12 protein-coding genes, 1 rRNA gene and 1 riboswitch are annotated in these 12,117 nt (G+C 51.3%); all 13 genes read right to left on the reverse strand.

Going from position 1 to position 12,117, the window contains the following annotated elements; genetic code table 11:
- Positions 1 to 4 precede the first annotated feature (4 nt).
- On the reverse strand, positions 5 to 1,525 hold the full coding sequence (gene purH / locus KNP93_RS15065) for a bifunctional phosphoribosylaminoimidazolecarboxamide formyltransferase/IMP cyclohydrolase (protein WP_131504450.1): 1,521 nt from the start codon (positions 1,523 to 1,525) through the stop codon (positions 5 to 7).
- On the reverse strand, positions 1,522 to 2,097 hold the full coding sequence (gene purN / locus KNP93_RS15070; protein WP_131504449.1) for a phosphoribosylglycinamide formyltransferase: 576 nt from the start codon (positions 2,095 to 2,097) through the stop codon (positions 1,522 to 1,524). Before purN ends, purH begins: the two co-directional genes overlap by 4 nt.
- Positions 2,094 to 3,128, reverse strand: a complete 1,035-nt coding sequence (gene purM, locus KNP93_RS15075; RefSeq protein WP_131504448.1) for a phosphoribosylformylglycinamidine cyclo-ligase — start codon at positions 3,126 to 3,128, stop codon at positions 2,094 to 2,096. Before purM ends, purN begins: the two co-directional genes overlap by 4 nt.
- 19 nt (positions 3,129 to 3,147) lie before the next feature.
- Complete coding sequence (gene purF, locus KNP93_RS15080; RefSeq protein WP_131973685.1) at positions 3,148 to 4,557, reverse strand: amidophosphoribosyltransferase; 1,410 nt, start codon at positions 4,555 to 4,557, stop codon at positions 3,148 to 3,150.
- Entirely contained in the window at positions 4,533 to 6,752 is a 2,220-nt protein-coding gene (gene purL, locus KNP93_RS15085) for a phosphoribosylformylglycinamidine synthase subunit PurL (protein WP_012369359.1), read from the reverse strand. Before purL ends, purF begins: the two co-directional genes overlap by 25 nt.
- Positions 6,733 to 7,416, reverse strand: a complete 684-nt coding sequence (gene purQ, locus KNP93_RS15090; RefSeq protein ID WP_131504446.1) for a phosphoribosylformylglycinamidine synthase subunit PurQ — start codon at positions 7,414 to 7,416, stop codon at positions 6,733 to 6,735. The genes purL and purQ overlap by 20 nt, the downstream gene beginning before the upstream one ends.
- The gene (gene purS / locus KNP93_RS15095; protein WP_131504445.1) at positions 7,413 to 7,661 is read right to left on the reverse strand and encodes a phosphoribosylformylglycinamidine synthase subunit PurS; all 249 of its coding nucleotides are present in this window, start codon (positions 7,659 to 7,661) and stop codon (positions 7,413 to 7,415) included. Before purS ends, purQ begins: the two co-directional genes overlap by 4 nt.
- Positions 7,658 to 8,365, reverse strand: coding sequence for a phosphoribosylaminoimidazolesuccinocarboxamide synthase (gene purC, locus KNP93_RS15100; protein WP_131504444.1), 708 nt, complete (start codon positions 8,363 to 8,365; stop codon positions 7,658 to 7,660). The genes purS and purC overlap by 4 nt, the downstream gene beginning before the upstream one ends.
- A gap of 60 nt (positions 8,366 to 8,425) precedes the next feature.
- A complete protein-coding gene (gene purB, locus KNP93_RS15105; protein ID WP_012369355.1) occupies positions 8,426 to 9,721 on the reverse strand; it encodes an adenylosuccinate lyase in 1,296 nt (431 codons plus the stop codon).
- Entirely contained in the window at positions 9,718 to 10,821 is a 1,104-nt protein-coding gene (gene purK, locus KNP93_RS15110; RefSeq protein ID WP_131504443.1) for a 5-(carboxyamino)imidazole ribonucleotide synthase, read from the reverse strand. The genes purB and purK overlap by 4 nt, the downstream gene beginning before the upstream one ends.
- The gene (purE, locus tag KNP93_RS15115) at positions 10,818 to 11,309 is read right to left on the reverse strand and encodes a 5-(carboxyamino)imidazole ribonucleotide mutase (protein WP_114596963.1); all 492 of its coding nucleotides are present in this window, start codon (positions 11,307 to 11,309) and stop codon (positions 10,818 to 10,820) included. Before purE ends, purK begins: the two co-directional genes overlap by 4 nt.
- Positions 11,310 to 11,400: 91 nt before the next feature.
- Positions 11,401 to 11,502, reverse strand: a riboswitch (purine riboswitch).
- Between the two features lie 224 nt (positions 11,503 to 11,726).
- Positions 11,727 to 11,933, reverse strand: a complete 207-nt coding sequence (locus KNP93_RS15120) for an NETI motif-containing protein (protein ID WP_012369352.1) — start codon at positions 11,931 to 11,933, stop codon at positions 11,727 to 11,729.
- 97 nt (positions 11,934 to 12,030) lie between these two features.
- Positions 12,031 to 12,117 (reverse strand): 5S ribosomal RNA (gene rrf / locus KNP93_RS15125); the annotation flags it as partial.

The raw sequence follows: 12,117 nt of genomic DNA on the forward strand, positions 1-12,117 counted from the left end.
CCGCTTAGTGTTTAAAATGACGCACGTTCGTAAAGATCATCGTAATGCCATGTTTGTTGCAGGCATCAATCGATTCCTGGTCACGGATCGAACCGCCCGGTTGAATGATTGCTGTAATGCCTGCCGCAGCAGCTGCCTCAACCGTATCGCCCATCGGGAAGAACGCATCCGAGCCCATTGCGGCACCGACTGCTTTAGCACCGGCTTGGGTAATCGCGATATTGGCTGACCCGACACGGTTCATCTGCCCGGCACCGACGCCGACCGTCACTTCATCTTTCGCGATGACGATTGCATTCGATTTAACGTGTTTAACGGCACGCCAAGCGAGTTTTAAGTCTTCCCATTCACCTGCCGTCGGTTTCCGGTCTGTCACGACACGTGCTGACGCGTCATCGAGCGTCTCGTCGTCACTGTCTTGAACGAGCATCCCGCCGGCAACTGCCGTATACCGGATCGCTTGAACCCGTTTGACGTCCAGTTCCAGTAACCGGAGATTTTTCTTCGCTGCAAGCAACGTAAACGCTTCTTCCGTAAAGGATGGAGCGATGATGATTTCGAGGAAGATCCCACTGAGTTGTTCTGCTGTCGCAAGATCGACTTCCCGGTTCAAGGCGACGATTCCGCCGAAAATCGAGACCGGATCCGCGGCATGGGCACGACGGAACGCTTCATCAATCGTCGGTCCGACCGCGACGCCGCACGGATTCATGTGTTTGACGACGACCGCTGCCGCTTCACGGAACTCATCGAGAATCTCAAGTGCCGCATTGGCATCCTGGATGTTGTTGTAAGACAATTCTTTGCCGTGGAGCTGCTTCGCGGACGCGAGTGAAGCCCCGCGGTAGATCGGTGTTTTGTAAAAGGCCGCTTCCTGGTGCGGGTTCTCTCCGTACCGTAAGTCCTGCACTTTTTCGAGCGTAATCGTCAATTGATCGGGGAACTTTTCACCCGTCTGCGTCAGGAAGTAATCGGCAATCAACGCATCATACGCCGCTGTGTGACGGAATGCTTTGGCTGCCAGCTTTTGACGGGTTTCGAATGTCGTTCCACCAAGATGAATTTCCTGAATGACCGCCTGATAATCTGCCGGATCGACGACAACCGTCACGGCGGCATGATTTTTGGCAGCCGAACGGATCATGCTCGGTCCACCGATATCGATGTTCTCGATCGCATCGGCATACGAGACATCTTCATTCATGACCGTTTCTTTAAACGGATAGAGGTTGACGACCACAAAATCAATCGGTTTGATCTGTTGTTCCGCCATCTGTTCGCGATGACTTTCAAGGTCTCGGCGTCCGAGCAGTCCACCGTGAACCATCGGATGGAGGGTCTTGACCCGACCGTCGAGCATTTCCGGGAATTGTGTGACTTCACTGATGCCAATGACCGGAAGTCCTGCTGCTTCAAGGGCTTGATGTGTCCCGCCTGTCGAAATTAATTCAATCCCTGCTTCATGCATCGCTTGTCCCAGTTCGACGATACCTGTTTTGTCTGATACGCTGATTAACGCTCTCATACGTTTGCCTCCTCTTTCATCCACTCTTCGATGACTTGCGGGTACAATCCGTGCTCCACCTGCTGAATCGCCTGTTGGAGCGTTTCCCGTGTCATATCCTCTGTGATCCGAACCGCTTCTTGTGCGATGATCGGTCCTGTATCCATACCTTCATCGACTATATGAATTGTAACACCTGTGATTTTGACTCCGCCACGAAATGCTTGACCGATCGCATCTTTTCCCGGAAACGCCGGGAGCAGTGACGGATGGATGTTGACGATTCGTCCGGCATAATGCGACAGCAGGACATCTCCAATCAACCGCATGTATCCGGCTAAGATGATCCGCTCCACATTTCTCCGTTGTAACTCAGAAACGATTTCCCGCTCGAACGTTGGTTTATCCGGATACTCCTTGGCTGTAAACACAAACACATCACAATTACGTGCGCGTGCCCGTTCAATCACTTTCGCTTGTTTTTGATCACAGACGACGAGTTCAATCGTAGCGTGCAGACGTCCTTCTTCAATCGCTTCGAACAATGCTTCGACATTACTGCCACTTCCCGAGGCAAAACAGGCGATTTTCATTGATCGACTCCATGGATGCGGACGCCCGGCTCACCCGTGACTGTCCCGATTGTGTAGACCGTCTCATTTTCACGGGCAAGACGTGCCGTAACGGCATCGACATCTTCCGGTTTGACAATCATCATGTAGCCGATTCCCATGTTGAAGACGTTGTACATATCGTGACGCGGCACGTTTCCGGCTTGTTCGAGCCAATCGAAGACCGGTAACGTCGGCCATTTTTTCGGGTCAAACGTCGCACCGCATCCTTCAGGAAGAACACGCGGCACGTTTTCGTAAAAACCGCCGCCCGTAATATGGACCATCGCCTGAATTTTTTCTGTCTCAAGGGCCGCTTTGACCGCTTCGACGTAAATCCGGGTCGGCATCAGTAATGTATTGCCGATCGTACTGCCGAACATCATCAGCTCATCTTCATACCGCAGACCGCTTTCAGCGACGATTTTTCGAACGAGTGAGAAGCCGTTCGAATGGACACCGGATGAAGCGAGACCGAGAATGACATCTCCCGGTTGAACGTGTTCTCCTGTGATCAATTTTTGTTTTTCGACGGCACCGACGGCAAAGCCGGCAATATCATACTCACCGTCTGCATACATCCCCGGCATCTCGGCCGTTTCCCCGCCGATCAGGGTACAACCGGATTGGACACAGCCTTCCGCAACACCGGCGACAATCCGCTCGATTTTTGCCGGAATAGCTTTCCCGAGGGCGATGTAATCGAGGAAATAAAGAGGTTCTGCGCCTTGGACAATGATGTCATTGACACACATCGCGACACAATCAATCCCGATCGTATCGTGCTGGTCGAGGGCGAAAGCAAGCTTCAGCTTGGTGCCGACGCCATCCGTCCCGCTGACGAGAACCGGTTCTTTCAGATTCAATTGGCTGAGGTCGAACATTGCACCGAAACTGCCGAGTCCCGTCATGACTTCTTTGCGCATCGAGCGGGCCACGTGTTTTTTCATTCGAGAAACGGATTCGTATCCTGCCGTCAGGCTGACACCTGCTGCTTCGTATTGTTTACTCATGCTTTGTTCCCCCATCTGTTCAAAGTTTAGCTTCTAATTCCAACGTACCGATCGGCGTTGGATATTCGCCTGTGAAACAAGCCGTACATTGGCCTTTTAACGGTCCTTCAAATGGTCGGTCAATCGCATTGACCATTCCGTTGACTGTCAGGAACTCGAGCGAATCGGCTCCGATTTCCCGGCAAATCTCGTCGGGTGTCAACCGGGCGGAAATCAATTCATCTTTGGAAGATGTATCGATGCCGTAATAACACGGATTGGTGATCGGCGGTGCCGTGATCCGGACATGAACTTCCGTTGCCCCGGCTTCCCGTAACAGTCCGACGATGCGACGGCTCGTCGTTCCGCGAACGATGGAATCATCAACCATGATGACCCGTTTACCGTTAACGACTCCCCGCAGCGCCGATAGTTTCATTTTGACACCGCGTTCGCGCAATTCTTGCGACGGTTGAATAAATGTCCGACCGACATAACGGTTTTTGATCAAACCCATTTCATACGGAATGCCGCTCGCTTCCGCGTAACCGATTGCTGCCGAAATACTCGAATCCGGCACACCGGTGACGACGTCTGCTTCGACCGGTGCTTCTTCGAACATCTTTTTGCCAAGTGCTTTTCGTGCCGTGTGGACGTTGACCCCATCAATCATCGAATCGGGACGGGAAAAGTAAATGTATTCCATCGAACACATCGCCCGCTCATGTGGTTCCATATACTGACGTGATGACATGCCGGACGTTGTGATCGTTACGAGCTCCCCAGGCTCGATATCGCGAATGAACTCGGCACCGACAATATCAAAGGCACACGTTTCAGATGAAAAGACGATGCCGCCGTCCGGTGTTTTACCGAGCGACAATGGACGCAGACCGTGTGGGTCAACGGCAACGTACAACGTATCTTCCGTTAAGAACAGGAAAGCGAACGCTCCGACGAGTCGCGCCAGACTATCGGCAATCCGGTCTTCAAGCGTCGGTAACTTACTCCGTTTGACGAGATGCGCGACGACTTCCGTATCACTCGTCGTTTGGAAAATGGCGCCTTCCGCTTCAAGTAAATGTTTTAACGAATCAGCATTGACGAGGTTTCCGTTGTGCGCAAGCGCCAAGTCGCCCGTCCGTGATTTAAAATGGAGCGGTTGTGTATTTTCGAGCGTATTTCCCCCGGCTGTCGAATAGCGGACATGTCCGATGGCGTGGTGCCCGGATAAAGAATCCAGTGTTTCCTGTGAAAAAACTTCCGTGACGAGTCCTTGTCCGCGGTGCGGCAGAAGCAGTTTCCCGTCGCTTGCGACGATTCCTGCCCCTTCCTGTCCCCGGTGTTGTAAGCTGTGAAGACCATAATACGCAAGTTGCGCGGCTTCCGGTTGTCCAAAAATCCCGAACACCCCACACTCTTCATTTAATCCTTTGATGTCATATAACACGCGATCGCCCCTTCCCAGTCGGCTTGCAGTGTTGAACGTGTTGCTTCGATGAGTGTATCGTTAGTCTTAATTTGCAAAGCATCTTGATCGGTAACGTATCCTAATTTATACGCTCCTGTCTGCTTGACGAAGGCTGCTTCCTGTTCCGGCTTCACCGTCACGACGAAACGTGATTGCGATTCACTGAACAGGTGCAGGGCTGGTCCGTCAAATATCACGTCAAGACCAAGCGTCGTCCCGAATGTCATCTCGGCTAAGGCAACGGCGAGACCACCTTCTGCCACGTCATGGATCGCCGTGACAAGTCCCGCTTGAACCGCCGCTTGCAAGGCGAGTAACCGTTCTTGTTCGACGGCTAAGTCAATGTGCGGTGCTTTGCCGAATGATTTTTCGAATTGCAGGTATTGCAGTTCACTGCCGCCGAATTCCGCTGTCGTCTCTCCGAGTAGGTAGACAGCGTCGCCTGCTTGCTTGACGTGTTGTGTCGTAATCCACTCCGTTTGTTCGTGGAGACCGACCATCCCGACGACCGGCGTCGGATGAACTGCTTTTCCGGCAGATTCGTTGTATAAGGAAACATTCCCGCCGATGACCGGCGTCTCGAGCACACGACATGCTTCGGCCATTCCGGCCGTCGCTTGCTGTAGTTGCCAGAAGCCTTCCGGTTTATCCGGATTCCCGAAGTTCAGGCAGTCGGTAATCGCCAGTGGTGTCGCACCACTCGCAACGATGTTGCGGGCTGCTTCGGCGACGGCAATCTGTCCGCCGACGAACGGATCGAGGTAAACGAACCGGCTGTTGCAGTCGGTTGTCATCGCGAGTGCTTTGTTCGTTCCGCGAACCCGGATGACGGCTGCATCAGACCCCGGTGCGACGACCGTTGACGTCTGAACCATATGATCGTATTGATCGTAGACCCAACGTTTTGAAGCAATCGTCGGCTGTTTGAGCAAGGCCCGCCATGTTTCAACAGCATCTTCGACGACCGGTAACGTTTCATCCATTGCTTGGAACTCTTCATAATAAGCCGGGACACGGGATGGTTTGTTATAAACCGGTGCTTCTTCCGCGAGTGCATCGACCGGTACTTCAGCGACAATCTTACCGTGGTGAACGAGACGAAGCACTTTCTCGTCGATAACTTCTCCGACATGCACCGCATGGAGTCCCCATTTGCTGACGATGGCTTCGATCTCTGCTTCGCGTCCGCGTTCGACGACGAGCAACATCCGTTCCTGTGATTCCGATAACATCATTTCATAAGCTGTCATCCCGGTTTCCCGTTGCGGGACGTCATCAAGATGCATCTCGATGCCCATACCGGCTTTCGAAGCCATCTCGGCTGACGAGGACGTCAGTCCGGCGGCGCCCATATCCTGCATCCCGACAAGTGCCGGATGACCGACGATTTCAAGACAGGCTTCAATCAACAACTTCTCCATGAACGGATCTCCGACCTGAACGGCCGGACGTTTCGCTTCGGTATCTTCCCCAAGATCTTCTGAAGCAAAAGTCGCTCCGTGAATGCCGTCACGACCGGTTGCGGCACCGACGTACATGACCGAGTTACCGGCGCCTTTTGCGAGACCCTTTTGAATGTCTTCGTGGTTGATCAAGCCGATACACATCGCATTAACGAGCGGGTTGCCTTCATACGAATGATCAAATCCGACTTCTCCTCCGATGGTCGGAATCCCGACACAGTTCCCGTACCCGGCGATTCCAGCGACCACCTGTTCAAACAGTTGATTGACACGCGGCGTCCCGAGATGACCGAACCGAAGTGAATTCATCAACGCGACTGGACGGGCTCCCATCGAGAAGATATCACGGATGATGCCACCGACACCGGTTGCTGCACCTTGATACGGTTCAACGGCTGACGGATGATTGTGGCTCTCGATTTTAAAGACAACGGCTTGATTGTCACCAATGTCGACGACACCTGCTCCTTCACCGGGACCTTGCAGGACGCGTGGACCTGTCGTCGGAAACTGGCGTAAGACTGGCTTCGACGTTTTATATGAACAGTGTTCCGACCACATGACGGAAAACAAGCCGATTTCCGTATAGTTCGGTTGGCGTCCGAGTAAGTTGACGACCATCTCGTATTCTGCGTCACTAAGTCCCATTGTTGCGTAGATCCGTTGTTCCTGAATTTGCTCCATCGTTGGTTCAGACTGTTGTTTTAACATGGTGTGCCCCCTGTTTGACGAGTGAAGTGAATAACTTAAGTCCATCCGTTCCGCCGGTCAGCAGCTCGACTGCCCGTTCTGGGTGCGGCATCATGCCGAGGACGTTCCCGGCTTTGTTCGTGATGCCGGCGATGTCGCCGCGTGATCCGTTCGGGTTATCCGTATACGTAAAGGCAATTTGACGGTTCGTCTGTAGCATCGCGTATGTGGCGTCATCGCAGTAGTAGTTGCCTTCTCCGTGTGCGATGGGAATCGTTATCGTTTCCTGCGCAGCATAGTCTGATGTAAAGCGTGTCTCGTTGTTTTCGACCTTCAGTTCAACCGTGCGGCACATGAACTTCAGTCCCGTGTTGCGGTGTAAGACACCCGGGAGAAGTCCGGCTTCAACAAGAATCTGGAACCCGTTGCAGACGCCGAGAACCGTTTTGCCTTCTGCCGCAAAGCGTTTTACCTCTTCCATGATCGGTGAGAATTGAGCAATCGCTCCACACCGGAGATAGTCCCCGTAAGAAAAGCCGCCCGGCAACAAGACGCCGTCATATCCTTCGAGAGACGTTTCCGTATGGAAGACGTATTCCGCTTCTTCACCAAGCGCATCTTTCACAGCATGATACATATCTAGATCACAGTTAGATCCGGGAAAAACGATAACGGCAAACTTCATGCGGTCGTCACCTCTTCTACATCAAAACGATAATCCTCCATCACAGTATTAACGAGCAGCTTCTGACACATCTCATGAATCATCGCGTCTGTCGTTTCATCCGCAACGAGCAACTCGATCCGTTTACCGATCCGCACTTCTTCGACACCCCCAAAACCAAGCTGAACAAGACCGCCTTTAACCGCAACACCTTGTGGATCTAAAATACTTTCCCGTAATGCGACCGCTACTGTAACCTTTTTCATTGTCCGTTTCCCCCTAGGCGATTGAATAGTGTTTGGTACGTGTCGATGAGTGATCCGATATTACGGCGAAAGACATCTTTATCGAGATGTTCGCCTGTTTCCTTATCCCATAACCGGCATGTATCCGGTGAGATCTCGTCTGCGAGTAAAATCTCGCCAGCCGGTGTTTTACCGTATTCGAGTTTAAAATCAATCAATGTGATTCCTTTTTCATCAAAGTAAGGACGTAAGACATCGTTGACACGGTTGGCTTCCTGTTCAAGCAAGGAAAGCTCCTCCGTAGTCGCAATCTTCAGTAAATTGATGTGTGCCGGTGTGACAAGCGGATCGCCTAAGCTGTCATCTTTATAATAAAACTCGACGATCGGTGTTTCGAGAACCGTTCCTTCTTCGATGCCCAGCCGTTTACTCAGGCTGCCGGCGACGACGTTTCGAACGACGACTTCCAGTGGAATGATCGTGACACGACGTACGAGCTGTTCGCGCTCCGATGTCCGTTCAATGAAGTGTGTCGGAATTCCTGCCGCTGCGAGGACCTCAAAAAAGTGGCTCGTTAAGCGGTTGTTCAGTTCTCCCTTACCGGCAAACTCTGCCTTCTTCTCTCCATTAAATGCCGTAGCTTCGTCTTTGTAGACGATGCGGAGCACATCCTGATCCTGCGTCGTGTATAATCGTTTTGCTTTTCCTTCATAAAGTGGTTGCATCGATTTCGTCCCCCATGATCCTAAGATGTAGACGGGAGTCAGACTCCCGTCTCAGGTTGATTAGTTCAAGCCACACCGTTCAAAGATTTCATCGACCCGGCTCGTATGATACGTCGGATCAAAACAAGCATCGAGTTCTTCTTCTGTAAAGAGTTCTTGAATATCCGCTTCCTGCCATAAGACATCGCGGAACATGATTTGTTCTTCCCATGCCTGCATCGCCCGCGGTTGGACGAAGTCGTACGCCGCTTCACGTGACCAACCTTTTTCAATCAAGGCGAGTAAGACGTGACCGGAGAAGATGACACCAAACGTCCGGTCCATGTTGCGTTTCATATTTTCCGGGAAGACCGTCAGATTTTTAATGATGTTACCGAACCGGTTCAGCATGTAGTTGAGTAATCCCGTCGCATCCGGCAAAATGATCCGTTCCGCAGACGAGTGGGAGATATCGCGTTCATGCCACAGCGATACGTTTTCGTACGCTGTCACCATATGCCCGCGGATGACCCGGGCAAGACCGGTCATGTTCTCCGAACCGATCGGATTCCGTTTATGCGGCATCGCCGATGATCCTTTTTGACCTTTAGCGAAGAATTCTTCGACTTCACGGGTCTCCGTTTTTTGCAGACCGCGAATTTCCGTCGCCATCTTTTCAATCGATGTCGCGATTAAGGCAATCGTCGACATGTAATGGGCATGACGATCACGTTGCAGGGTTTGCGTCGAGACCGGTGCCGGTTTCGTACCAAGCTTCTCACAGACATATTTTTCGATGAACGGGTCGATGTTCGCAAACGTTCCGACCGCTCCCGACATCTTGCCGTATTCGACTGTTTCCCGTGCTGCCTCGAACCGGACTTTATTGCGTTTCATTTCTTCGTACCAAAGGGCCAGCTTCAGACCAAACGTCGTCGGCTCGGCGTGTACGCCGTGTGTACGTCCCATCATGACCGTATATTTATGTTCGTTGGCTTTGACTTTTAAAATCTCGATGAAACGATCGAGATCGGCCGCCAAGATATCATTGGCTTGTTTCAACAGATACGATAACGCCGTATCAACGACGTCCGTTGACGTCAGTCCGTAATGAACCCATTTGCGTTCTTCGCCAAGTGTCTCCGATACGGCACGTGTGAAGGCGATGACGTCGTGTCGTGTCTCCTGTTCAATCTCATTGATGCGGTTGACATCAAAGGAAGCTTTTTCCCAGAGCAACTGGACATCTTCTTTTGGAATCACGCCAAGCTCACTCCAGGCTTCACATGCTAAAATCTCAACTTTCAACCAGGCTTCGAATTTGTTCTGTTCTGTCCAGATCGCTTTCATTTCAGGACGTGTATAGCGTTCGATCATCTAACCGTCTCCTTCCATATCTGCAGGCGCTCAACTTCGGCTAACGCTTCTTCGACCGAATCAGCCAAGATGTTCAGATGCCCCATCTTCCGCCCCTGTTTTGCGTCCTGTTTTCCGTATAAATGGACTTTCGTCCGCGAGGATAACATCGGTAATGCCTCGTCTAATGCCGTGATATGCTGACCTAGGATGTTCGCCATGACGACCGGTGTCGTCAAGCGGGTGTCGCCAAGCGGCAGTCCGCAGATAGCGCGGATGTGCTGCTCGAACTGTGACGTCTCGCACGCATCAATCGAATAATGACCCGAGTTGTGGGGGCGCGGCGCCAGTTCGTTGACGATCAGTTCGGAGCCGACGACGAACAGTTCGATTGCCAGTGTGCCAATCAAATCGACATCGTTTGCGAGACGTGTCGCCAGTTCAATCGCTTTTTGTTCCAAGTCGATTGGGATGCGGGCGGGAACGATTGACAGATGCAGAATGTTGTCTTGATGGATATTTTCACTGACCGGGAAGACCTTCGTTTCCCGCTCGCTTCGCGTGACGATGACGGAAATCTCCTGATCAAACGGTAACCATTTTTCAGCAACATATTCGGTTGCTTCAAAGGTCTTCATCGCTGTTTGTAAATCCAGCTCTGTCCGAATGACCGTCTGGCCTTTCCCGTCGTAACCAAAGCGGGCTGTTTTCAAGACGAATGGGAGACCTAACTGCCGTTTGGCTCCAAGGAGATCTTCACTTGTCTGAACTCCCTGATACGGTGCCACCTTGTAACCAAGCTGTTCAATCAGTTCTTTCTCCCGAATCCGGTGTTGGGTCCGAAACAAAAGCTCTGTCCCGTGAATCAGTTTATAACCGATTGCTTCCGCTACTTCGTGTGAGATATTCTCAAACTCATAGGTCACGACGTCTGATTCAGCAGCAAGTCGCTTTGCGGCCTCGACATCCGTGAACGGTGCTTGAATCTGTTGATCCGCTACTTGCGCACACGGTGCGTTTTCAGTTGGATCAAGTGTGATGAGCGAATAGCCCATTTGGCGTGCAGATAAAGCCATCATCCGACCTAATTGACCTCCACCTAAGATACCAACCCGTTTCATGTCAGATGCACCTCGGAAGCGATGACGTCTCCTTCCAGTTCGACACGCATATGATCAAGAGCTCGGGCAATCCGTTCGTCAACCGTTCCAAGAATCTGAGCAGCAAGTAAACCCGCATTTTTGGCTCCGGCGTCACCGATTGCAACTGTCGCGACTGGAACACCACCGGGCATTTGGACAATGGAGAGTAAGGAATCGATGCCTTGAAGTGCTTTGCTTTGAATTGGGACACCGATTACCGGTAATGTCGTCTTCGCAGCAACCATTCCCGGAAGATGAGCGGCTCCGCCTGCCCCGGCAATGATGACCTTGAGCCCTCGTTCCCGGGCTGACTCGGCATATCGAAACATTAAGTCAGGTGTCCGGTGTGCCGATACAACTTTCTTTTCATAACCAATGTCCAATTGATCCAGTACATCACACGTTTTCTGCATGGTCACCCAATCCGATTGGCTGCCCATGATGACTCCGATTTCTACCTTACTCATCTGCGTCTCCTCCTCTTTTTGCATAAAAAAAGCCCAAACCACGTCTAAAAGGGTGGCTTAGGGTATAAAAAGGTACGCCAAAGAATTATCGACGAACATCCATATACCCCATAGTCCAACGATTTAGGGTCGTCGGGTAGAAACTTGCAAGCCATATCCCTGCTATTATACGAGGTGTTATATTCAATCTTCCTATCACGCCTTCATCTTAACAAGACTTCGGTCCGTTCGTCAACCAAAGGCGAACAATTTAATTATCTGAAAATTCATCGTTCGGTTTTATGGATAAATTGTTGAATTCATTTCGTTCAGCATTCGGAAATTTGAAAAGTATTCAACACGAACGACAAGAAAACCACAAAAAAATACGACCCTTTCTTTTACGAAAGAGTCGTGTGTTTGAGAAGAGACCTCGATTCAGACATTCTCAGCTTCGAGCTTCGGTTTGCAGTCAAAAATGATTTGCTGACGGATGGGATACGGTTCATCATTCGCATCCAGTCCAAAAATCGGTTCTTCCCGTCGGACGGTCGGACGATAACCCATGGCATCGATCCGATCCAGACAATCACTGATCGTTTCATTTTCTTCTACGGCAACGCGCATTTTTTGTTTTTTTGCCATGAGTATCACATTCCTTCCTTATTATATGTGTGAAAAAACCAAAAAAAGTCCATAAAAAAGCGGCGGCCCTTGAGCGTATGCTCCAGAACCACCGTTTGCCTGGCAACGTCCTATCCTCACAGGGGGAAGCCCCCAACTACTTTCGGCGTTCAAGTGCTTAACTTCCGTGTTCGGCATGGGAACG

This window comes from Exiguobacterium sp. s166, from assembly GCF_018618855.1.
In the GTDB taxonomy this organism is placed as follows: Bacteria; Bacillota; Bacilli; order Exiguobacteriales; family Exiguobacteriaceae; genus Exiguobacterium_A.

Bases quoted from the DNA above. Each gene is read 5' to 3' on its own strand.
- purM (WP_131504448.1), bottom strand. From the start codon at position 3,128: ATGAGTAAACAATACGAAGCAGCAGGTGTCAGCCTGACGGCAGGATAC.
- purS (WP_131504445.1), bottom strand. From the start codon at position 7,661: ATGAAAAAGGTTACAGTAGCGGTCGCATTACGGGAAAGTATTTTAGAT.
- KNP93_RS15120 (WP_012369352.1), bottom strand. From the start codon at position 11,933: ATGGCAAAAAAACAAAAAATGCGCGTTGCCGTAGAAGAAAATGAAACG.
- purQ (WP_131504446.1), bottom strand. From the start codon at position 7,416: ATGAAGTTTGCCGTTATCGTTTTTCCCGGATCTAACTGTGATCTAGAT.
- purL (WP_012369359.1), bottom strand. From the start codon at position 6,752: ATGTTAAAACAACAGTCTGAACCAACGATGGAGCAAATTCAGGAACAA.
- purB (WP_012369355.1), bottom strand. From the start codon at position 9,721: ATGATCGAACGCTATACACGTCCTGAAATGAAAGCGATCTGGACAGAA.
- purC (WP_131504444.1), bottom strand. From the start codon at position 8,365: ATGCAACCACTTTATGAAGGAAAAGCAAAACGATTATACACGACGCAG.
- purK (WP_131504443.1), bottom strand. From the start codon at position 10,821: ATGAAACGGGTTGGTATCTTAGGTGGAGGTCAATTAGGTCGGATGATG.
- purE (WP_114596963.1), bottom strand. From the start codon at position 11,309: ATGAGTAAGGTAGAAATCGGAGTCATCATGGGCAGCCAATCGGATTGG.
- purN (WP_131504449.1), bottom strand. From the start codon at position 2,097: ATGAAAATCGCCTGTTTTGCCTCGGGAAGTGGCAGTAATGTCGAAGCA.
- purH (WP_131504450.1), bottom strand. From the start codon at position 1,525: ATGAGAGCGTTAATCAGCGTATCAGACAAAACAGGTATCGTCGAACTG.